18 protein-coding genes and 1 tRNA gene are annotated in these 21,256 nt (G+C 72.4%); 1 reads left to right on the top strand and 18 read right to left on the bottom strand.

The window, feature by feature from the left end:
• Positions 1 to 169 precede the first annotated feature (169 nt).
• From I003_RS0112410 to I003_RS0112345, 14 genes are all read right to left on the bottom strand, one after another.
• On the bottom strand, positions 170 to 1,543 hold the full coding sequence (locus I003_RS0112410) for an MraY family glycosyltransferase (RefSeq protein WP_027771824.1): 1,374 nt from the start codon (positions 1,541 to 1,543) through the stop codon (positions 170 to 172).
• Positions 1,544 to 1,692: 149 nt separating this feature from the next.
• On the bottom strand, positions 1,693 to 2,325 hold the full coding sequence (locus tag I003_RS0112405; RefSeq protein WP_027771823.1) for a low molecular weight phosphatase family protein: 633 nt from the start codon (positions 2,323 to 2,325) through the stop codon (positions 1,693 to 1,695).
• Positions 2,322 to 2,969 carry an L-threonylcarbamoyladenylate synthase gene (locus tag I003_RS0112400; RefSeq protein ID WP_027771822.1) on the bottom strand — a complete coding sequence of 216 codons (648 nt, stop codon included), beginning with the start codon at positions 2,967 to 2,969 and terminating at the stop codon, positions 2,322 to 2,324. Before I003_RS0112400 ends, I003_RS0112405 begins: the two co-directional genes overlap by 4 nt.
• Positions 2,970 to 2,982: 13 nt before the next feature.
• Positions 2,983 to 3,840, bottom strand: a complete 858-nt coding sequence (gene prmC / locus I003_RS0112395; RefSeq protein WP_027771821.1) for a peptide chain release factor N(5)-glutamine methyltransferase — start codon at positions 3,838 to 3,840, stop codon at positions 2,983 to 2,985.
• A gap of 36 nt (positions 3,841 to 3,876) precedes the next feature.
• The gene (gene prfA, locus I003_RS0112390; RefSeq protein WP_027771820.1) at positions 3,877 to 4,959 is read right to left on the bottom strand and encodes a peptide chain release factor 1; all 1,083 of its coding nucleotides are present in this window, start codon (positions 4,957 to 4,959) and stop codon (positions 3,877 to 3,879) included.
• A gap of 122 nt (positions 4,960 to 5,081) precedes the next feature.
• Positions 5,082 to 5,303, bottom strand: coding sequence for a 50S ribosomal protein L31 (gene rpmE, locus I003_RS0112385; RefSeq protein WP_018840095.1), 222 nt, complete (start codon positions 5,301 to 5,303; stop codon positions 5,082 to 5,084).
• Between the two features lie 200 nt (positions 5,304 to 5,503).
• Positions 5,504 to 6,658: an LCP family protein gene (locus tag I003_RS0112380; RefSeq protein WP_027771819.1), complete on the bottom strand. Its 1,155-nt coding sequence runs from the start codon at positions 6,656 to 6,658 to the stop codon at positions 5,504 to 5,506.
• A 207-nt stretch (positions 6,659 to 6,865) separates the two neighbouring features.
• Entirely contained in the window at positions 6,866 to 8,827 is a 1,962-nt protein-coding gene (gene rho / locus I003_RS0112375; RefSeq protein ID WP_027771818.1) for a transcription termination factor Rho, read from the bottom strand.
• A gap of 543 nt (positions 8,828 to 9,370) precedes the next feature.
• Positions 9,371 to 10,342, bottom strand: coding sequence for a homoserine kinase (thrB, locus tag I003_RS0112370; protein ID WP_027771817.1), 972 nt, complete (start codon positions 10,340 to 10,342; stop codon positions 9,371 to 9,373).
• A gap of 412 nt (positions 10,343 to 10,754) precedes the next feature.
• Complete coding sequence (gene thrC / locus I003_RS0112365; RefSeq protein ID WP_027771816.1) at positions 10,755 to 11,819, bottom strand: threonine synthase; 1,065 nt, start codon at positions 11,817 to 11,819, stop codon at positions 10,755 to 10,757.
• Between the two features lie 35 nt (positions 11,820 to 11,854).
• Positions 11,855 to 13,147 carry a homoserine dehydrogenase gene (locus I003_RS0112360; protein ID WP_027771815.1) on the bottom strand — a complete coding sequence of 431 codons (1,293 nt, stop codon included), beginning with the start codon at positions 13,145 to 13,147 and terminating at the stop codon, positions 11,855 to 11,857.
• A 131-nt stretch (positions 13,148 to 13,278) separates the two neighbouring features.
• Positions 13,279 to 14,667, bottom strand: coding sequence for a diaminopimelate decarboxylase (gene lysA / locus I003_RS0112355; protein WP_027771814.1), 1,389 nt, complete (start codon positions 14,665 to 14,667; stop codon positions 13,279 to 13,281).
• Positions 14,668 to 14,709: 42 nt separating this feature from the next.
• Positions 14,710 to 15,702, bottom strand: a complete 993-nt coding sequence (locus I003_RS0112350) for a DALR anticodon-binding domain-containing protein (protein WP_027771813.1) — start codon at positions 15,700 to 15,702, stop codon at positions 14,710 to 14,712.
• A gap of 126 nt (positions 15,703 to 15,828) precedes the next feature.
• Positions 15,829 to 16,281 carry a response regulator gene (locus I003_RS0112345; RefSeq protein ID WP_486584193.1) on the bottom strand — a complete coding sequence of 151 codons (453 nt, stop codon included), beginning with the start codon at positions 16,279 to 16,281 and terminating at the stop codon, positions 15,829 to 15,831.
• A gap of 163 nt (positions 16,282 to 16,444) precedes the next feature.
• Here I003_RS0112345 and I003_RS0112335 point away from each other — a divergent pair.
• A tRNA-Arg gene (locus tag I003_RS0112335) sits at positions 16,445 to 16,516 on the top strand.
• Between the two features lie 147 nt (positions 16,517 to 16,663).
• Here I003_RS0112335 and I003_RS32045 read toward each other — a convergent pair.
• The 4 genes from I003_RS32045 to I003_RS0112320 form a co-directional block, all read right to left on the bottom strand.
• Positions 16,664 to 18,124, bottom strand: a complete 1,461-nt coding sequence (locus I003_RS32045; protein ID WP_027771811.1) for a tyrosine-type recombinase/integrase — start codon at positions 18,122 to 18,124, stop codon at positions 16,664 to 16,666.
• Positions 18,121 to 18,291: a helix-turn-helix transcriptional regulator gene (locus I003_RS36865; RefSeq protein ID WP_486584198.1), complete on the bottom strand. Its 171-nt coding sequence runs from the start codon at positions 18,289 to 18,291 to the stop codon at positions 18,121 to 18,123. Before I003_RS36865 ends, I003_RS32045 begins: the two co-directional genes overlap by 4 nt.
• Positions 18,292 to 18,500: 209 nt before the next feature.
• Positions 18,501 to 20,267: a hypothetical protein gene (locus I003_RS32040; protein WP_051368210.1), complete on the bottom strand. Its 1,767-nt coding sequence runs from the start codon at positions 20,265 to 20,267 to the stop codon at positions 18,501 to 18,503.
• Positions 20,264 to 21,199 carry a bifunctional DNA primase/polymerase gene (locus I003_RS0112320; RefSeq protein ID WP_051368209.1) on the bottom strand — a complete coding sequence of 312 codons (936 nt, stop codon included), beginning with the start codon at positions 21,197 to 21,199 and terminating at the stop codon, positions 20,264 to 20,266. Before I003_RS0112320 ends, I003_RS32040 begins: the two co-directional genes overlap by 4 nt.
• Positions 21,200 to 21,256 lie beyond the last annotated feature (57 nt).

The raw sequence follows: 21,256 nt of genomic DNA, 5'->3' as shown, positions 1-21,256 counted from the left end.
CGCCAGAGAACCGTCGCACTACGGTCCTTCGGCTCTGCACCGGGTTCTCGTGAACGGTATCACAAGCATCTTGACCCCAGCTTTACTCGGGAAGTGTGCCGCCCGTCACACGAAGGGGGTACGCCGGCCGCGCCGCTCCGCCCACCTGGAGATATGCCTGCTAAGGGGCTCAATGTCCGGCCCGGCGCCAGCGCGAGCGCTCCCCCACGGCCGTCGAGCCGCTGATACCCGCCGGCACCAGCTCGTGACCCTGTGAATGCGGCGTTCCGCTCGCCCCGCCCGCCGCGTTCGCCGCGACCCCGTCCGCCACCGCCGGGCCGCCGTGTGCGCCCGCACCATCGCCGGGGCCGTCGCCGTCGCTTCCGTCACCGGCGTCCCCCGGGCGCCGGTAGCGCGGCGGTACGAGCCTGTTGGCCCACGACGGCGTCTTCGGGGCGAACCTCGGCAGCAGCAACAGCACCAGGCCCGCGGCGCTCAGCCCGACGGCCACGAGCACCACCCAGACGTTGTCGGCCTGCACCGAGAAGGCCACCATCCCGAACGCGACCAGCGCCGACCAGAAGTACATGAGCAGCACGGCCCGCATGTGCGAGTGGCCCATCTCCAGCAGCCGGTGGTGCAGATGTCCCCGGTCGGCCGCGAACGGCGACTGGCCGCGCCACGTGCGCCGTACGACGGCCAGCACCAGGTCCAGCATCGGGATCGCCAGGATCGTCAGCGGCAGCACCAGCGGGATGAAGACGGGCACCGTCGAGCGCACCGCCTGCTTCTCGCTGCCGGCGAAGACCTGCAGCGCGTCCGGGTCCACCTGTCCGGTGATGGAGATCGCCCCGGCGGCCAGCACCAGGCCCAGCAGCATCGAGCCGGAGTCGCCCATGAAGATCCGCGCGGGGTGCACGTTGTGCGGCAGGAAGCCGACGCACATGCCCAGCAGCACCGCGGAGAAGAGCGCCGCCGGGGCGGCGGCCTCGATGCCGTAGCCGAACCAGATGCGGTACGCGTACATGAAGAACGCCGCGGCGGCGATGCCCACCATGCCGGCGGCCAGCCCGTCCAGGCCGTCCACGAAGTTGACGGCGTTGATCGAGATCACGACGAGCGCGACGGTCAGCAGCGTGCCCTGCATCGGCGTCAGCACCACCGTGCCCACGCCCGGGACCGGGATCCACAGGATCGTCAGGCCCTGCAGCACCATGACGCCGGCGGCGATCATCTGCGCGCCGAGCTTGAGCAGGGCGTCCACGCCCCATTTGTCGTCCAGTACGCCGATCACCCAGATCAGCGCGGCGCCGGACAGCAGCGCCTTGGGTTCGTTGAGTTCGAACACCCGCTCGAATGCCTGCAACTGCGACGCGACGAGCAGCGCGGCGCACATGCCGCCGAACATGGCGATGCCGCCGAGTCTCGGCGTCGGCTCACTGTGCACGTCACGGTCCCGGATTTCCGGCATCGCGCCGGCCGCGATCGCGAACTTCCGCACCGGGCCGGTCAGCAGATAGGTGACAGCGGCTGCGATGCACAGCGTCAGCAGGTATTCACGCACAAGCTGCCCCAGGGGTTTCGCTGTTCCGTTCAGCCACACACATTAGCCCGCTCCCGGGCCTCCGTTCTCCGGGTACGGACCGGAAGGCCCGTTCGGGCCCGTACAGAAAGAGACACGCGGGACGCCCGACCGGTTGCATCCGGCCACCGTCAGGCAGCGGCGGGCACGCCTGTGAGCGCCGTCACCACCGGGTCGAGTGCCTGCCCGATCTCCTCGCCGATCCGCCGGAAGTACGGCACGGGCGCGCCGTACGGGTCGTACACCTCGTCCGCCGCCGGCGTGGGAGCCAGCAGCCAGCCGCGCAGCGCCGCGGCGGCCTGCACCAGGGCGTGTGCCCGCGCCACCGGGCCCTCGCGGGCCGGCGGCAGCGTGGCGGAATCTATGGCCCGTACCAGCCGGGCGAACTCCTTGAGGGTGAACGTGCGCAACCCCGCCGAGTGCCCCATGGAGATCACCTGCGCCCGGTGGTCCCGGGTCGCGGTCAGCACCAGATCCGCCCGGATCACGTGCTCGTCGCGCAGCTCCCGCGCCGCGAACCCGTCCGGGTCCGCCCCCGACTCGCGCAGCACCGTCGCCGCGTGCGCCTCCATCGGGGCGCCCTCGTGCCCCCAGGTGCCCGCGCTCTCCACCGCGATTCCCGCCGCGGGCCGCGGGCCGAGGCGCACGTCGAGGGCATGCCGCGTCAGCCGCTCGGTGATCGGCGAGCGGCAGACGTTGCCGGTGCTGACGTGGAGGATCCGGAATCCCTGTATGTCCCCCGTGCGCCCCTCGGGCGCGGTCAACTGGCGACCTCGAGCCCGCCCGCGACCTCGCGCAGTTGCCCCGCGGTCACCGCACCCTCGCGCAGCAGCACCGGCGTACGGCCCGTGATGTCCACGATCGAGGACGGCACCGCGGCCGGCGTCGGGCCCCCGTCGAGATAGACCGAGACCGCCTCGCCCAGCATCTCCTGGGCGGCACTGCAGTCCTGCGGGGCCGGGTGGCCGGTGAGGTTGGCGCTGGAGACGGCCATCGGCCCGACCTCCTTGAGCAGTTCGAGCGCCACCGGGTGCAGCGGCATCCGCACCGCCACCGTGCCGCGGGTCTCGCCCAGGTCCCAGGTCAGCGACGGCTGGTGCTGGGCGACGACGGTCAACGCGCCGGGCCAGAAGGCGTCGATCAGCTCCCACGCCTCCTCGCTGAGATCCCTGACCAGCCCGTGCAGCGTGTTCGGCGAGCCGATGAGCACCGGGGTGGGCATGTTGCGCCCGCGGCCCTTGGCGTCCAGCAGCGCCCCCACCGCCTCCTCGGTGAAGGCGTCGGCGCCGATGCCGTAGACCGTGTCGGTGGGCAGGACGACCAGCTCGCCGCGGCGGACTGCGGACGCGGCCTCGCGCAGCCCGGTCTTGCGATCGGCCGCATCGCTGCAGTCGTAGCGCCGTGCCATGTCAATCTCCTTCTCAGGTACGGACCCTGCGGGCGGTCGCGAATCGAGGCCGGTTGTTGAGGTCGGGGTGGTCGGCGGCGTCCGCCCAGCCGCGTTCTTCGGTGAAGAGCCACGGCACCTGGCCGCCCTGGGTGTCGGCGTGCTCGACGACCAGCACGCCTCCGGGGCGCAGCAGCCGCCGTGCCGCGACCTCCAGACCGCGGATGAGGTCGAGGCCGTCCTCGCCGGAGAAGAGCGCGGCCTGCGGGTCGTGGTCGCGGGCTTCGGGGGCGACGTGCTCCCACTCGGTCAGCGGGATGTACGGCGGGTTGCTGATGACCAGGTCGACCTGGCCGTTCAGCTCGGGCAGCGCGGTGCGGGCGTCTCCGTGGTGCAGGACGACCCGGGCGCCGCCGTCGTTGTGCGCGGCGTTCTTGCGGGCCCAGGTGAGCGCCGTCTCCTCCAGCTCGACGGCGTGCACGGCGGCCCGCGGCACCTCCTGCGCCATGGCCAGCGCGATGGCGCCGGAGCCGGTGCACAGGTCGACGATCAGCGGCTCGACGACGTCCATCGCGCGCACGGCCGCTATGGCCCAGTCCACCACGGACTCGGTCTCCGGCCGGGGCACGAAGACGCCGGGGCCGACCTGGAGTTCCAGATAGCGGAAGTAGGCGACGCCGGTGATGTGCTGCAGCGGCTCGCGGGCCTCGCGGCGGGCGACGGCCTCCCAGTAGCGCGCGTCGAAGTCGGCGTCGGCGACGCGGTGCAGCTCGCCGCGGGGCACGCCGTGCACGGACGCCGCCAGCTCCTCCGCGTCGAACCGCGGGGAGGGCACGCCTGCGTCGGCGAGCCGCCGCGTGGCCTGTGCCACTTCGACGAGCAGCAGGTTCACGTTCCCTCCGGTCCCTCGGCCGTATCCGTGCGGTGCTCAGCCGGCGTCCGCGAGCTTGGCCGCGGCGTCCGCGTCCACGCATGCCTGGATCACCGCGTCCAGCTCCCCGTCGAGCACCTGGTCCAGGTTGTACGCCTTGAACCCGACCCGGTGGTCGGAGATGCGGTTCTCCGGGAAGTTGTACGTGCGGATGCGCTCCGACCGGTCCACCGTACGCACCTGGCTGCGGCGGGCGTCCGCCGCCTCCTTCTCCGCCTCCTCCTGCGCCTCGGCGAGCAGCCTCGCCCGCAGGATACGCATCGCCTGCTCCCTGTTCTGCAGTTGGCTCTTCTCGTTCTGGCAGGAGACCACGATGCCGGTGGGCAGGTGCGTGATGCGTACCGCGGAGTCCGTCGTGTTGACGGACTGCCCGCCGGGGCCCGAGGAGCGGTAGACGTCGATGCGCAGGTCGCCCGGGCCGATCTCGACCTCGTCGACGTCCTCGGCCTCGGGCAGCACCAGCACGCCGGCGGCCGAGGTGTGGATGCGGCCCTGCGACTCGGTGGCCGGCACCCGCTGCACGCGGTGCACGCCGCCCTCGTACTTCAGCCGCGCCCACACGCCCTGGCCCGGCTCGGCCGGCGCCGCGCCGCCCTTGAGCTTCACGGAGACCGAGACGTCCTTGTAGCCGCCGAGGTCGGATTCGTTGGCGTCCAGCAGCTCGGTCTTCCAGCCCTGCCGCTCGGCGTAGCGCAGGTACATCCGCAGCAGGTCGCCGGCGAACAGCGCGGACTCCTCGCCGCCCTCGCCCGCCTTGACCTCCAGGATGACGTTCTTGTCGTCGCTGGGATCGCGCGGTACGAGCAGCAGCCGCAGCCGCTCCGTCAGCTCCTCCCGCTCCCGCTCCAGGCTCTTGGCCTCGGCGGCGAAGTCCGGGTCCTCCGCGGCCAGCTCGCGGGCCGCGGCGGCGTCCTCGCCGGCGCGCTCCCAGGCGCGGTACGCGGCGATGATCGGGGTCAGCTCGGCGTAGCGCTTGTTGAGCCTGGTGGCGCGGCGCTGGTCGGCGTGCACGCCGGGGTCGGCGAGCTGCTGCTCAAGGCTGGCGTGCTCGCCGATGAGATCCTTGACGACCTCGAACATCGTGGGGCGCTCCGTAGGGGGGAAGTAGCAGGACCGGGCGCGTACGGCCGGGCGGGACGAAAAACGTGCGCCGGCCCGGTCCGCCCCTGAACGGGGCGGCCGGCCCGGCGCACGCGGACGAGCTACTTCTTCGCCGCGGCCTGCTTGCCGAAGCGGGCCTCGAAGCGGGCCACGCGGCCACCGGTGTCGAGGATCTTCTGCTTGCCCGTGTAGAACGGGTGGCACGCGGAGCAGATGTCCGCGCGGATGGTGCCGGAGGTGACGGTGCTCCGAGTGGTGAAGGAGTTACCGCAGGTGCAGCTCACCTGGGTTTCCACGTACTCCGGGTGGATATCGCGCTTCAAGGGACTCTCCTAGGTTCGGGAGGGCTCCGGGTCGATCGGCGGAACTGCGTCACGTGAACCGGGGCCGACGTACCAGTCTACGAGGACCGGTCGTGCTCTCCAAAACGGGCCTCGGGCCCGCATTATTCCGCCGCCCGCACTCCCCCGCGGTCCCCCGGGGGAGGGACGGTTCCGGTCTGCCGGACGTTTACGCTCCGGGGTCACCCGGCGGCCGCCTGTGCACCGCCGCCGCGCGGTGCGACCTCCGCCAGGTCCCGGGGGCCGGCCGGCGGGGCGGCGACGACGCGGTCACGGCCCTCCTGTCCGCCCGCGGTGTCCTTCAGCGCGGACTTCGGTATCGGCCGGTCCTCCTTCAGCGCCTTCCAGACCTGCGCGGACTGCTTCTCCAGCGGCACGACGCGGTTGCCGTCCCGCTCGTCGTACGTCACCGGGAGGGTCGCCATCTGCATGTCGCGCGGCCCTATGGCGCCCAGGCTCTCGGCCAGCCGGCGCAGCTCGTTCACCGAGCCCAGGTCCTCGTCGGTGGTGATCGACTTGGTGGCGGTGTCGGCGAGCCCGATGAGCTTGGCGGGGCTGGTCAGCAGGTCCACCTCGCCGACCTGCTGCACCAGCGCCCGGACGAAGACCTGCTGGAGCTCTATCCGGCCCAGGTCGCTGCCGTCGCCGACGCCCTTGCGGGTGCGGACCAGCCCGAGCGCCTGCTCGCCGTCCAGGGTGTGGGTGCCTGCCTCGAGGTCGAGGCGGCTGTCGGGGTCGTCGATGTCCTGGCGGGTGGTGATCTCCACCCCGCCGAGCTGGTCGACGAGCCGCTTGAAGCCGCTGAAGTCGACCTCCACGAAGTGGTCCATGCGCATCCCGGTCATCTTCTCCACGGTCCTGACCGTGCAGGCCGGGCCGCCGACGGAGTACGACTCGTTGAACATCGCGCGGTCGGCCGCGGGCGCGGTGTCGCCGTCGTCGCGGGTGCACTCGGGGCGGTCGACGAGGGTGTCGCGGGGGATGCTCACGACGCTGGCGCGCTTCCGGTCCTCGTAGACGTGGACGATCATCGCGGTGTCGGAGCGTGCGCCGCCGCCGTCGCGGCCGTATTCGGCGTTCTCGCCGGCCCGGGAGTCGGAGCCGAGGACGAGGATGTCGGTGGAGCCGCCGGGCAGGTCCTCGGGCCGGTCGCCGCCGAGCTTGGCGTCCAGGTCGACGCTGGTGAGGTTGCCGTCGAGGCGGAAGTAGAGGTAGGTGAGCCCGGCCCCGCCGAGGATCACGGCCCCGACGAGCACCCACACCGCCGCGAGGACCGCCTTGCGGCGGCGGCTGCGCGGCCGGCGGCCCGGGTCCCCGGCTTCGTACGGTTCCGCCATCGGCTCCTCACCTCGGCCGCTCAGGTCCCTGATGTGCCGCGGGTAGATCCGAACTTTTCCCCACATTACCCGACAGGGATCACCTAAAAGGGTGACACATGTCTGGGTGAACGCGCAAAAGCCTCCCCTCGTTCCAAGGGGAGGCTTTTGCCTACGAAAACTGCCCGACCTGCACCGGTTCGCGTGGGACCGGCGCCGGGTTGCGCGTCAGTCGCCGTTGGGCGTGGGCGTGGTCTTCTGGATCTGGAGCAGGAACTCCGCGTTGCTCTTGGTCTGCTTCATCTTGTCCAGCAGCAGCTCCATCGCCTGCTGCTGGTCCAGCGCGTGCAGCACCCGGCGGAGCTTCCAGACGATGGCCAGCTCGTCGCTGCCCATGAGGATCTCCTCCTTGCGGGTGCCGGAGGCGTCCACGTCGACCGCGGGGAAGATGCGCTTGTCCGAGAGCTTGCGGTCGAGCCGCAGCTCCATGTTGCCGGTGCCCTTGAACTCCTCGAAGATCACCTCGTCCATCCGCGAGCCGGTCTCGACCAGCGCGGTGGCCAGGATGGTCAGCGAGCCGCCGTCCTCGATGTTGCGCGCGGCGCCGAAGAACTTCTTCGGCGGGTAGAGCGCCGTGGAGTCCACACCGCCGGACAGGATGCGGCCGGAGGCGGGCGCGGCCAGGTTGTACGCGCGGCCGAGCCGGGTGATCGAGTCGAGCAGCACGACGACGTCGTGGCCCAGCTCGACGAGCCGCTTGGCCCGCTCGATGGACAGCTCGGCGACCGTGGTGTGGTCCTCCGCCGGGCGGTCGAAGGTCGAGGAGATGACCTCACCCTTCACCGACCGCTGCATGTCGGTGACCTCCTCGGGCCGCTCGTCGACGAGGACGACCATGAGGTGGCACTCGGGGTTGTTGGTGGTGATCGCGTTGGCGATCGACTGCAGGATCATCGTCTTGCCGGTCTTCGGCGGCGCCACGATCAGCCCGCGCTGCCCCTTGCCGATGGGCGAGACCAGGTCGATGATCCGCGGCGTCAGCGCGCCCGGGTCGCTCTCCAGGCGGAGCCTGTCCTGCGGGTAGAGCGGGGTGAGCTTGCCGAACTCCGCCCGGCCACGGCTCTGTTCCGGCCCCTGACCGTTGACCGAGTCGAGCCGGACCAGCGCGTTGAACTTCTCCCGGCGCTCGCCGTCGCGCGGCTGGCGCACGGCGCCCGTGACGTGGTCGCCCTTGCGCAGCCCGTTCTTGCGCACCTGGGCCAGCGAGACGTACACGTCGTTGGGGCCCGGCAGGTAGCCGGAGGTGCGGACGAAGGCGTAGTTGTCGAGGATGTCGAGGATGCCGGCGACCGGGATCAGGACGTCGTCCTCGGCGATCTGCGGCTCGCTGTAGTCGTCGCGCCCGCGGCGTCCGCGGCGGTCGCGGTAGCGGCCCCTGCGGCCGCGCCGGCCGCCCTCGAAGTCGTCGTCCTGCTGCTGCCGGCCGCCGCCCTGGTTCTGCTGGCCGCCGCCACCGCCCTGGCCGCCGTCGTCGCCCTTGTTGCGGCGGTTCTGCCGGTCGCGGCGCCCGCCGCCCTGGCGGTCGCCGCCCTGGCGGTCGCCCTTCTGCCGGCCGCCGTCGCCGGACTGCTTGCCGTCGCCGCCGCCCTTCTCGGACTTGTCGGCCTTCTCGCCCCTGTCGGCCTTCTCACCCTTGTCGCCGCCGCCGTTCTGTTCGGCGCCGGAGTCCTGCGCCTTGACGGGCTGGCCGGGAATGTCGATCCGCGAGTCGCCGTCGTCCTGACGGCCCTCGGCCTCGGCCTGCTCGGCCTCGCCGGTACGGGCCCGGGAGGTGGCCCGGCGCTTCGGCCGGGTCGCGCCGCCTTCCGGCTGCGCGTCCTTGCCGGCCTTGTCGGCGGCCTTCTCGGCCTTCGCCTCGGCGGGCTTGCCGCCGTCGGCGCCCTGCCTCTCCTTGATCACCTCGATGAGCTGGCTCTTGCGCATCCGAGCGGTGCCCCGGATCCCGAGGCCGGATGCGATCTGCTGGAGCTCCGCCAGGACCATGCCCTCCAGGCCGGCGCCGCGACGGCGCCTGGTCGAACCGGCGGTGGTTGCGGGAGCTCCCCCAGTCTCCTGCTGGGAGGCACCCCCAGAAGCTGGGCTGGCGGCGTTCTCTGCGTTGACGCCCATCAGATCGGTGGTGTCGCTCACGAAGGGTCCTTCCCTGGAGCGGTGCGTCGGCCTGTCTGGCTCGGCGACCGGTCGTGCTCTCCGGCTGCGGCCCGTGCGTTTGCGTCCGCGGGTCCGCGTCGGTGCGGTGGTCCGCCGTACGGCGGTGAAGACTGTGCAGGGTCGGCATGCTGGTGGCGCGGGGCACTCGGGTGGGTGTCACGCACGACAGCGGTGCCGGTTCGGGAGCGTCACTGCACCGGCAGGCTGCTCAGGCAATGTGGAAGGCTCCCGGAAGAAAGGCTGCCCCGCTGGGGAAAACCCCTGGTGGGACCTGCCCCCGGGCCCTGCGGCCCGGAGAGACCCCAGCACACAGCACGGCCGTCTGGAACCTACGACTGAAGTGCGCTGGTGCTGCCTTGAGGTTAACACTATCGGATCCTGCAGACATTCCCCCTCTCCCGGCCCCGGCGGCCGGCTTTGTGTTGTGCGACATGTGGTGCGGGTCTGTCGTGCGGGTGGTGCGCGCGGGCCGTTGACCTGCGCGTGCCCGCGTAGATCGCGTGGCACGGTCGCCTCCGGCCGTCAGGCCAGCGGCAGCACGCTCGCCCCCTCCCGGTCGAGGTCCAGCCGGTTCGCCGCCCAGCCGTCGCCCGCCGAACGGGCGACCTTCTCGGCCGCGCCGTCCTCGGCGAACGCCAGCACCGTCGGGCCCGCGCCAGAGATCACCGCGGGCACGCCGTCGGCGCGCAACCGGGCCACCAGCGCCGTGCTCTCCGGCATCGCCGCCGCGCGGTAGTCCTGGTGGAGCCGGTCCTCGGTGGCGGTGAGCAGCAGCTCGGGGCGCCGGGTCAGCGCCTCGACGAACAACGCCGCGCGGGCCGCGGTCAGCGCCGCGTCCGCGTGCGGCACGGTACGGGGCAGCAGGCCGCGGGCCTCCGCGGTGGACAGCGGGTTGCCGGGCACGAAGACCACCGGGACGACGCCCTCGGCCGGCTCCAGCCGGATGGCCCGTACCGCCGCCGGGGCGTCCCCGGGCGCCGCGCCCGCGCCGCCCGTGCCGTCGTCCGTCCAGGCCAGGGTGAAGCCGCCGAGCAGACACGCCGCGACGTTGTCGGGGTGGCCCTCCAGCTCCGCCGCCAGCTCCAGCAGCGCCGCCGACCCGGGGGCGTCGAGGGCGCCCGAGCGGTCGGCGCCGCCTATCGTCACCGCCCGCGCCGCGACGATGCCGGCGCAGATCGCCGCGGCGGACGAACCGAGCCCGCGGCCGTGCGGAATCCGGTTGGCGCAGACCACCTCCAGGCCCCGCGGCTGCCCGCCCAGCACGTCGAAGGCGCTGCGCATGGCCCGTACGAGCAGGTGCGACTCGTCCCGCGGCAGGTTCTCCGCGCCCTCCCCGGCGATGTCGACGTGCAGCCCGGACTCGGCGACCCGGACGACCACGTCGTCGTAGAGCCCGAGGGCGAGTCCGAACGTGTCGAAGCCGGGGCCGAGGTTGGCGCTGGTCGCCGGCACGCGGACGCGTACGGGCGCGGCGCGGAAGGCTGGACCGGCCATCGCTTGCGTGACTCTCCTTGTGACTCTCACCCGGTCTCCCGGGAGGTGGGGGAATTCAGCTCGGTGACGACTGTGCCCGACCGGCGCCCCCGCGGCACGGCGTGCGCGCGCGGACGAGCGGAGCAGGCGGCGTACGGAAGGGGGTGCCCGGGACACTCGACCGGCGGGCTCAACGCCAGCTTATCGAAGGTGGGTTCCCCTGCGACATAGGGCGCACAGGAGGCGCGCGATGCGCGGCCCGCGCACGTCCCCGGAAGGCGGCGGGACCGCCGGTACGGCACGGGCCGCGGCCCGGGGGCGTACAGCGGTCTGCCCAGGCCGTACGGGCTGCCGCCCGGTCCGTACGCCGGTGCGCCCGGGCCGTACGCGGTTATCCCGCCGGACTCGGGCGCGGGCCGCGGGCGCGCCCCGGTCAGGCCAGCCCCAGCCGTTCCGCCGCCGCGTCCGCGTCGACCGGCACGGCGACGGGCTGCGGTGCGCCGGCGACCGCCCAGTCGGGGTCCTTGAGGCCGTTGCCCGTGACCGTGCAGACGATCCGCTGTCCGGGGTCGACCCGGCCCGCCTCGGCGGCCTGGAGCAGCCCCGCGACGCTCGCCGCCGAGGCGGGCTCGACGAAGACGCCCTCCTGCGCGGCCAGCAGTTTGTAGGCCCGCAGGATCTGCCGGTCCGTGACGGCCTCGATGTGCCCGCCGGACTCGTCGCGCGCCCGCTCGGCCAGCTCCCACGAGGCGGGGTTGCCGATGCGGATGGCGGTGGCCAGCGTGGTCGGGTCCTTCACCGGCTCGCCGCGCACGATCGGGGCCGCGCCGGCCGCCTGATAGCCCCACATCCGGGGGGTGCGGGTGGCGAGCCCGTCCCCGCGGTACTCGCGGTAGCCCTTCCAGTACGAGGTGATGTTGCCGGCGTTGCCCACGGGCAGGACGTGGACGTCCGGCGCGTCGCCGAGCGCGTCCACGACCTCGAAGGCGGCGGTCTTCTGGCCCTCGATCCGCACCGGGTTGACGGAGTTCACCAGCGCCACCGGGTACTTCTCGCTGAGCGCGCGGGCCAGCGTCAGGCAGTCGTCGAAGTTGCCGTCGACCTGGAGGATCCGCGCCCCGTGGACGAGCGCCTGGCCCATCTTGCCCAGCGCGATCTTGCCCTGCGGCACCAGCACGGCGCAGGTCAGCCCGGCCCGTACCGCATAGGCGGCGGCGGAGGCCGAGGTGTTGCCGGTCGAGGCGCAGATGACGGCGCGGGCGCCGGACTCCTTCGCCACGGAGATCGCCATCGTCATGCCGCGGTCCTTGAAGGACCCGGTGGGGTTGGCGCCCTCCACCTTCAGGTGCACGTCACACCCGGTGCGCTCCGAGAGCACCTGTGCCGGCACCAGCGGGGTCCCGCCCTCCCGGAGCGTCACCACCGGGGTGTCCGCGCCGACCGGCAGCCGGTCGCGGTACTCCTCGATGACACCCCGCCACTGGCGGGTGCCGGACATGCGTGGCTCGTCGATCACTGCGCTCATTCCTTACGTCACTCCCCTTCGACCCGCATGGTGCTCGCCACGCCGCGTACGGTCTCCAGCTTCCGCAGCGCCTCGACCGTGGCCGCCAGCGCGGCGTCGGTCGCCCGGTGCGTGACCACCACGAGCGACGCCTCGCCGTCCTTGCCCTGCTGCCGGACGGTGTCGATGGACACGTCGTGCTCGGCGAAGACCGCGGCCACGTGGGCGAGCACGCCCGCCCGGTCGGCCACGTCCAGGCTGAGGTGGTACCGCGTCACGACACCGCCGGGCGGCGCCACCGGCAGTTGCGCGTACGCGCTCTCCCCCGGTCCACTGCCGCCGCTGAGCCGGTGCCGGGCGACCGCGACCAGGTCGCCGAGCACGGCGCTCGCGGTCGGCGCGCCGCCGGCGCCCGGGCCGTAGAACATGAGCTGCCCGGCCGCGCTGGCCTCGACGAAGACGGCGTTGTACGCCTCGCGCACGGAGGCCAGCGGGTGCGTCAGCGGGATCATCGCCGGGTGCACCCGCGCCGTGACGGATCTGCCGTCGGGCGTGCGCTCGCAGATGGCGAGCAGCTTGACCGTACAGCCCATGCGGCTCGCGGACGCCATGTCGGCGGCGGTGATCTCGGTGATGCCCTGGCGGTGCACGTCGTCGAGACGGACCCGGGTGTGGAAGGCGATGCCGGCCAGGATCGCGGCCTTGGCTGCGGCGTCGTAGCCCTCGACGTCGGCGGTGGGGTCGGCCTCGGCGTAGCCGAGCGCGGTGGCCTCCTCCAGCGCCTCGGCGTAGCCGGCGCCGGAGGTCTCCATGCGGTCGAGGATGAAGTTGGTGGTGCCGTTGAGGATGCCGAGCACGCGGTTGACCTTGTCGCCGGCCAGCGACTCGCGCAGCGGGCGGACCAGCGGGATGGCGCCGGCGACGGCGGCCTCGTAGTAGAGGTCGACGCCGTGCCGGGCGGCGGCGGCGTGGAGGCTGGGGCCGTCCTCGGCGAGGAGCGCCTTGTTGCCGGTGACGACCCCGGCGCCGTGCTCGAAGGCGGTGGTGATGAGCGTACGGGCCGGCTCCAGACCGCCGATCAGTTCGATGACGACGTCGAGGTCGCCGCGTTTGACCAGCGCCGTGGCGTCCGTGGTGACCAGCTCGTCCGGGATCCCCGGCCGCGCCACCCCCGCGCGCCGTACCGCGACGCCCGCCAGCTCGACCGGGGCGCCGATGCGGGCGGCGAGGTCGGCGGCGTTCGCCGTCATGATGCGCGCGACCTCGGAACCGACGGACCCGCAGCCCAGGAGCGCCACCTTCAGCGGACGCCTCTCGCTCATACGACCTCGTTCCTCGTTCCTCACGTGCACCGACGGGGCGATTCCAGTCTCACGCAGCGGCGGGCGATTGCGACGCCCTGTCCGGATGCCGAGACGTGCCGTTTACGGCGTGAGATGTGGCGGTCTGCCGCTCAGCCCACGTCGAGCCGCAGCAGGTCCTCCTCCGTCTCGCGCCGCACGATCTCCCGCGCCCCGCCGTCCGCGACGGCCACCACGGGCGGGCGCAGCACGTGGTTGTAGTTGCTCGCCATGGCGCGGCAGTACGCCCCCGTGGCCGGCACCGCGAGCAGGTCGCCGACCGACAGATCCGCCGGCAGATAGGCGTCGCGCACGACGATGTCGCCGGACTCGCAGTGCTTGCCGACGACGCGGGAGAGCACCGGCTCGGCGGAGGAGGCGCGGGAGGCCAGCGCCACGGAGTACTCGGCGTCGTAGAGCGCGGTGCGGATGTTGTCCGACATGCCGCCGTCCACGCTCACGTAGGTACGCAGCCCCTCCAGCTCCTTGACCGTGCCGACCTCGTAGAGCGTGAACGCGGTGGGGCCGACGATCGCGCGGCCCGGCTCGACGGACAGACGCGGCATCGCCAGCCCGGCGGCGGTGCACTCGCGGGAGACGATGTCGCGCAGCGCCTTGGCGATCTCGTGCGGCTCGCGCGGGTCGTCCTCGGGGGTGTACGCGATGCCCAGGCCGCCGCCGAGGTCGATCTCGGGCAGCTCCACCCCGTGCTCGTCGCGGATCCGGGTGAGCAGCCCGACGACGCGGCGGGCGGAGACCTCGAAGCCGGCCATGTCGAAGATCTGCGAGCCGATGTGGCTGTGGATCCCGACCAGCTCCAGGGAGTCGAGCTTCAGCACCCGCCGTACCGCCTCGGCCGCCTGGCCGTCGGCGAGCGCGAGGCCGAACTTCTGGTCCTCGTGGGCGGTGGCGATGAACTCGTGGGTGTGCGCCTCGACGCCGACCGTCACCCGGATCTGCACCCGCTGGCGCTTGCCGAGCCGCTCGGCGGCGTGCGCGACGCGGACGATCTCCTGGTACGAGTCGAGCACGATCCGGCCGACGCCTGCCTCGACGGCTCGTTCGATCTCCAGCGGGCTCTTGTTGTTGCCGTGCATCGCGATCCGGTCGGCCGGCATCCCGGCGGCCAGCGCGGTCGCCAGCTCGCCGCCGGAGCACACGTCGAGGTTCAGCCCCTCCTCGCGCAGCCAGCGCACCACGGCGCGGGAGAGGAACGCCTTGCCCGCGTAGAAGACGTCGGCACCCTCGAACGCGTCGGTCCAGGCGCGGCAGCGGGCGCGGAAGTCCTCCTCGTCGAGGAAGTAGGCGGGGGTGCCGAACTCCTCGGCGAGCCGGGTCACGGGGAGCCCGCCGACGGTGACGACGCCGTCGGCGTCGCGGGCGACGCTACGGGCCCACACGCGCGGGTCGAGGTCGTTGAGGTCGGCGGGCGGTGCGGCGTAGTGCCCCTCGGGCAGCACGTCCCCGTGCCGGGGGCCGGCGGGGTGGGCGGATCGGCTCACGGCGGGGTACTCCTTCGGTGGTGCGGGGATGTCACGAGCGGCTCACACGTACTCGGGCGCCTGTATGCCGAGCAGGCCGAGACCGTTGCGGAGCGCGACGCCGGCGGCGGCGGCCTGACGCAGCCGGGCCCGGTGCCCGGCGGTGGGCTCCTCGTCGCCGCCGGGCAGCGCGGGGTGGGCCGCCTCGGCGCCGAGGAAGGCGCCGGCCAGGACGTCGAGGTGCCGGGCGAGCCGGTCGGGCGCGCGGCGGCGGGCGGCGGTCTCCACGACGGCGGGGAGCTCGCCGACGGCGGCACGGAGGGCGCCGTCGGTGCGAGTGTGCCGTACGGGACCGGCGGTGGCCGCGGCGGGTGGGGCCTCGGCGCCGATGCCGAGCGCGGCGGCGGCACGGGCGAGGGCGGCGGTACGGGAGTGGGCGTACTGGATACGGAAGAGCGGGTTGGCCTCGCGCCGCAGGAGCAGCCCGGGGTCGAGCCGGGGCCGCTGGTCCGCGGGGGTGCGCAGGAAGGCCCAGCGGAGTGCGTCGGGCGGGAAGACCCCGGGGACGGGCGGCGCGGGCGACGCCGTCACCCGAACGGGATCCCCGTGCTCGTCGGGCACGGCACCGGCGGCGGGCAGGAGCCGCCCGAGGACGTCGGCGAGAACGCGGGCACGGGGATGGCCGTCGGCGACGAGGCGGAACGAGGCCCCGCCCAGGAAGTCCCCGCTGCCGTAGAGCCCTCCGGCGGCGATGGCGTCCTCGACGGGATCGCCGTCCCTGCGAAGGACGATGTTGAGGAACCCGGGCCCGGTGACGGTCACGTCGGCGATGCCGGGCTGGACGGCCAGCCGGTCGCGCAGCAGGGCGGCGACGTCGAGCGGGTCGCGCCCCGCGGCACGGGCGAGCTGCAACGCGGCGTTCGTGGCGTAATCCCCGCACCCCCCGGGCCGCGGCGGCTCCACGACGACACGCGCCGGCACGGGTGCGCCGAGCTCACCCACCGCGGCGGATCGCACCGTACGCAACACGGTGCCGGTGAGCTCTGCGGGGTCCACGCCCCCAGCGTACGAGAGGCCCGGGGTACCGAAGCGACCCCTTTTTACCGCCCGCGCCCCCGGCCCGTTACCGATCCCGCCCCTGGCCCGGCCCCCGGCGACCCGGCCCTTGGCCCGGCCCCCGGCTCAGCACACCGGAGACCCGGCGGGCTCCGCGTCATCGGCGGCGTCCCCGGCCACGGCCCCCCCGACCCGCTGGGACGCCCGCCGCGCAGCCAGCCGCCGCACGACCCGTACCAGATCGACGGGCTCGAAGGGCTTCGCCACAAACGCATCCACCCCGGCCACCCGCCCGGCCTCGGCCTCGAGCTCACTGCACCCGCTGACCACCGCTATCGGCAGCCCTCGCGTCCGCGGATCGGCCCGCAACCGGGCCGCGGTCCGCAGCCCGTCGAGCCGGGGCATGACGATGTCGAGCGTCACCACATCGGGACGCACCCGATGGACGGCTTCCAGACACTCGGCACCATCGGCCGCGGTCACGACCTCGAAACCCTCAAGTTCGAGATTGACCCTGATCAACTGCCGGATCACCTTGTTGTCATCGACCACAAGGACCCGACCGGACAAGCCAGGCACAGAGAAAAGCGTAGGCGCGCCCGCCCCCCTACGTCCGGCTTTTGGACACTTCGGCCCCTGACCTGCACACACGCCCCGCCCCCCACCCCCAAAACCCGGTACCCGACCACCCCCACGAAGCTGGTAGGGTTCTACCTGTCACCGCACCACCACGCGGGGACACGCCCCCGTAGCTCAGGGGATAGAGCAACGGCCTCCGGAGCCGTGTGCGCAGGTTCGAATCCTGCCGGGGGCACTCGCCAGGCAACCAGCACAGATCATGCGTTGACCAGCGCGAATGCCGACACGAAAAAGCGGGAGTCAGTCTCACTGACTCCCGCTTTTTCTCACTGTCTCTCAGCGTTTACGCACCATCTGCGATACGCGCGACACACCCAACTCGTCAAGCGGTGTCGCCGTCCGCTTCCAGCGCCTTTGCGATCTTTGCGTTAGCGGCTTCCTCGTGGCCGTCGATGCAGCCGTGATACCGACGGTGGATCACCTCGGGCGAGTTGCCGACCCGTCGGGCCACTTCTGCGATCGGAACGCCGGCGTTCAACCACCGCGTGATGCAGGCGTGCCGTAGGTCGTACGGGCGACCGGCCAACGGTGAGGCGACGCGCTCAGGCGGAAGCGCGTACTCCCGCGCTTCCTCCCACACGCGCCAGTAGGTAGACGAGCCGACCACTCCCCCACGCTCGTTGCCGAACACGCGCCCCTCCTTGGCCGTGCCGAACGTGTCCAGGTGCGCCCGTAGGATCGCCACCAAGACGGGCGGGATGGGTACCGGCCGATCCTTCTTGGCCTCCCGAGCCTTCAGCCCTCGCCGGTCGTGACGCTCTCCTGAGTCGGTCCACTGCTTGCCAGAGACCGGACGTGTCTCCCGGAGCGTCAGCGTGCCCCATCCTGCGTCCGGGAGGTCGCAGTCAGACAGCCTCAACCCGACCACCTCAGCCGGACGCAACGCCGCGTAGTACATGACCGCGTAGAAGGCAGCCAGACGCCTCCCACGGCACCGATCCCACGATCCGACGTAGGAGACTCCGGTGAGCAACTGACGGGCCTGTAGGGCGTTTACGAGGACGCGCCGGTCTACCACGTCGTCGACACCGGCGCGCTTGCGGCGGGCCCGCTGAAGCGGGTTCTCCGGGAGCTCCCCCGCGACCACAGCGTGTTCGAGGGCCGTATTCAGCGCGCGGCGCCGACGCCGGTACGTGTCGCCCGCCGCCGGGGTACCGTCCAGCTTGTACGCGAGCCGGTACAGCACGTCCTCGAACACCTCTGCGTCGGCCAGGTCGACAACGGGGAGGTCCGCTGCCGTCAGCCAGTCATACGCGGCCCTGAGCGCCGCTGGCGGATCCTCCCCAGCGTTCGCGGGCACGATCCCCCACCGGAACGCCAACCGCAGCAGCTCATCCGATGGGACGCCGTCTTCCCGCTCGACCATGGCAAGGCTCACAGCCGCAAGCCCGTCCGCCATTCCCTCGCGAGTCTTGGCCGCGCTCCCCCGCCACCGTCCGGCAACGTACCTCCGGCAGAACTCGAACCAGCGAACCGGCGGGTTCACCTCCACCGCTTCGGCGGCTTCCGCCGCCGCACGGACTTCGGACTCAGGCTGACCGCTTACGATCTCGAAAGCCTCGCCCCGGCGCATGGCCTGACGTAGCTCTGAACGCCTGCTCTCTGCGAGTGCCGAGGTGGCGAACGTCGCGCTACGCACCATCCCGCCGACGACCCAACGGAGTTGGTACGGACGTGCCTTCCGGTTGACCTTCGTGACCTTCCACAGCCGGATGTCGAGGGAGTACCCCGGCCGGGCCGCCCCGTGCGGACGGAGCGGCGGAGCGTCGTCAGCCGCGCTCACGCACTCTCCTCCAGCTCTCCCAGCCACCGGTCGTACTCGGACCGACGCACACGCACGGCCCCGTTCGGCAACTTGATGCATCTCGGTCCGCGCCCGAGTTGGCGCCACCGGTAGAACGTCGACTGCGGCACGTCGAGCAGCGTGAGAACCTGAGCGATGGTCAGCAGGTCGTTCCCCTCATCCGACTCGATCGCACGAACCGGTCGGGCTGCCGAGTCGGCCGACTGCGCCCGCCGGACAGCCGGGGCGGGCTTTGATCGACCGGCGGCGTAGTCGGGTGTCGGGTGGGCGGATTTACGCTGGCCGCCCCTGGACTGTTGCCGACGTGCGGGGGGCGTCGATTGCGGTCGGGCCACGTTGGACTCCTTCGCGAGCGTCAGCATTCGGGGTGGGTGAGGTGTCCGTTGTTGGTGAGTTCGGGGTCCATGGGCTGGGTGCAGACCGGGCAGTGGAGTCCCGGATTAGAAGAGTTGGGGAAAACAGCGTCCGCAGGGCCCGCAGCGTCCGGGATCATGTGGCCCTGCTGGTCAGCGGGGGTGCCGGTTGCGGACGCTGTGGGGCTCGTAGTGTCCGCAGCAGTGTCCGCAGCGTCCGCAAGATCATCGTGCGGACGCTGACCGGACGCTGTGCGGACGCTGTCACCTGCGCTAGCGTCCGCAGATTTGTGCAGGTCAGCAGGGGTTGCGGACGCTAGAGGCATTGCGGACGCTGAAATCCCCGAACTTTCTACCGGCGTGAGGCGGATGAGTCGTTGCCGGGCGCGGTCGGCGGTGCGCTGGGTGTCGTCGTAGTTGATTCCGACGGTGCGGAGCAGGGGTGCGATGCGCTTGAGGCGGCCGGCGGCGCGGGTGGCGTCCTTGGGCCATTTGGGGTGGTAGCCGTCAGGCGGGGGGATCATCTCCAGGAGTTGGGAGGCGGTGCCGGTCCACCGGCCGTGGGTGTCGAGCCAGGCGACGAGGGCGGAGCCGAAGATGTCGCCTTCGAGGGCGTCGGCGTTGACGCTCTTGGCGGCGGCGGTGTAGTCGGCGAAGGTGCTCCAGCCGGCCACGGTGTCGATGGCGGCCAGGACGCGGGCGAAGTCCGCCAGTCTCGGTTTGCTCGCCAACTCCACGCGGGGGAGCTCCCGCAGGACGGCGGCCAGCAGGTCGAGCAGGCTGGCGATGATGACCGGCCGGCCGGCGGCGTAGGCGGCGTCCATCTCATCTTCCTCGCGCCGCTTGTCGTCGGTGATCGGCTGGAGGTCCAGCAGCAGCATGCGTTCGGCGAGGTCGCCTGCCATGGCCCCGGCGTCGATGGTGGTCATGGCCAGCACCCGGCGGAAGGACAGCACCACCACGTCGTCATCGGAGTACAGCGCCCGGTCCACGATGCCGTCTCCGGTGACGGCCCGGCACAGGGCGTCGGACAGCCACGGCGGGATGGTGCTGACGTTGTCCAGGCACAGGGCCCAGGAGTTGAACGCCTGCACGCTCCATGCCTTCAGGTCCTTGGGCTGGGAGCGCTTCGGCGCCGGGGAGGGGTCGATGAGACCGACGAGCATCGCGGCGGTGTAGGACTTGCCCGTACCCTGCTCGCCTTTGAACGTCAGCACCGGGTGCGGGATGTCCGGGATCCACGCCGCTACCAGCCAGGCGATGAGCTGGTGGAACGCGGCGTCGTCCATGTTGACCAGGTCCCGCAGCAGCTCCACACCCTCCTGCCAGGTGGTGCCCTGCGCAGGGACGGGGAGCGGGACCATGGCGCCGGAGCGGCGGAAGAGGACCGGGGATCGCTGGGTCAGCTCCCAGCCGTCGGCGGTGATGACCACGGCGGTGCCGTCGGCGGTGCCGAGGTCGAGCACGATCCGCTCTTGGTCGCGGGCGATCCGCAGGTGGACGGTGACCGGGTCGGTGGCGTCCGCGATGCCTTCCAGCACGGCCATGGCGTCGGCGAGCGCGGACGCGGACGGTACTGACCCGTTCTCTTCGGTGTACTGCTTGGCCAGCGCGGCGCGGACGCCGCCGCGGCCCTTGAAGGGGCGGACGATGTTGGGTCCGTTGCGGCGTACCCCGTAGGGGCGGCCGTCGGTGGACATGACGAAGTCGTAGCCCGCCTTGGCCATCGTCACGAGCTGGGATGCCTGGCTGGGGCCTTTCTCGCTCACGAAGCGGCCTCCTTCCGGGTGTTCTTCGCGCGGGCGGCTCCCTTGGCCGCGGACGCGATCGTGCGGCGGGCGCCGGTCTCGGGGTGGCCGCGCTCGGTGGCGGCGGCCAGCAGCTCCGCGGTGGCGGTGTCGGGGTCGAGATCGGTTTCGAAGGCGCGGCGGGCTGCCCAATACAGGCGGTTGTTCAGGTCGTTGGGGCCGCAGTTCCGCACAAATCGCACCAGAGGCTCTAGACGGCCCTGTGAGGGCCTGAACCCCCCTCCCGGGGCAGCCAGTCCAGGAGTGTCTTGGGAGGCCGTCAGGCGGGCGCTCAGGAGGTCGATAATTGCGGGGGGTGCAGGTGCGATGCCGGTGTGGCTGAAACTCGTCACCATGCGGTACCGGCCGCGGGGTCCGAGGCTTCCGGGGCCGACCAGGTAGCCGCCCGCGCCGCGGGTGTCGATGCCGGGCGCCAGTGCGCCGGCGGTGTTGGGCACGACGGTGCCGGCGGGGGCGGACAGCCACAGGTGCCAGCCGCCCGACTGGGTGGCGACGGTCACCGTCCGCGGGACGGTGAAGCCGTGCCGGCCGGCGAGCGCGCGCAGGCTCACGGCGCCGTCGGGGCCGTTCTTGCGGTCCAGGTCCAGGCCGAACAGGTTATGCGGGGCCTGGCCGCAGGCGATGCCGTAGCCGGCCGCCCACGGCGCGGCAGCGAACAGCGCGCGGACGCGGTCGGGGTCACAGGCAGCGTCGTGGACGCCGTGGCCCGCCGCGCCGCACCGGCCGGTGCAGGTGGCCCCCGGCTCGGGGTGGGCGCTGGGGATGGCGGGGAGCTTGCTGCGCGAGAGAGGGAAGACCGGCAGGCCGTGCAGCGCGGCCATCGCCAGGGCACGGGCACGTGCGGGAGCCCAGTACGGGCCCGGCCGCTGGATCCGGGCGCGCGGTTGCGTCATGGTGGAGATACCTCCTGATGTCTGTCGAGTGGACCGGGGGTGTAGGGGCGGCCCGGA

It is taken from the genome of Streptomyces sp. CNQ329 (assembly GCF_000482585.1).
The sequence above is the reverse complement of the archived record's forward strand: the minus strand, read 5'-3'. Positions and strand labels throughout refer to the sequence as shown.

Excerpts from the sequence above, each read along its gene's own strand:
- I003_RS0112400 (WP_027771822.1), bottom strand. The coding sequence starts at position 2,969 with ATGGCACGGCGCTACGACTGCAGCGATGCGGCCGATCGCAAGACCGGG.
- prfA (WP_027771820.1), bottom strand. The coding sequence starts at position 4,959 with ATGTTCGAGGTCGTCAAGGATCTCATCGGCGAGCACGCCAGCCTTGAG.
- I003_RS0112380 (WP_027771819.1), bottom strand. The coding sequence starts at position 6,658 with ATGGCGGAACCGTACGAAGCCGGGGACCCGGGCCGCCGGCCGCGCAGC.
- thrB (WP_027771817.1), bottom strand. The coding sequence starts at position 10,342 with ATGGCCGGTCCAGCCTTCCGCGCCGCGCCCGTACGCGTCCGCGTGCCG.
- thrC (WP_027771816.1), bottom strand. The coding sequence starts at position 11,819 with ATGTCCGGCACCCGCCAGTGGCGGGGTGTCATCGAGGAGTACCGCGAC.
- I003_RS0112360 (WP_027771815.1), bottom strand. The coding sequence starts at position 13,147 with ATGAGCGAGAGGCGTCCGCTGAAGGTGGCGCTCCTGGGCTGCGGGTCC.
- I003_RS0112320 (WP_051368209.1), bottom strand. The coding sequence starts at position 21,199 with ATGACGCAACCGCGCGCCCGGATCCAGCGGCCGGGCCCGTACTGGGCT.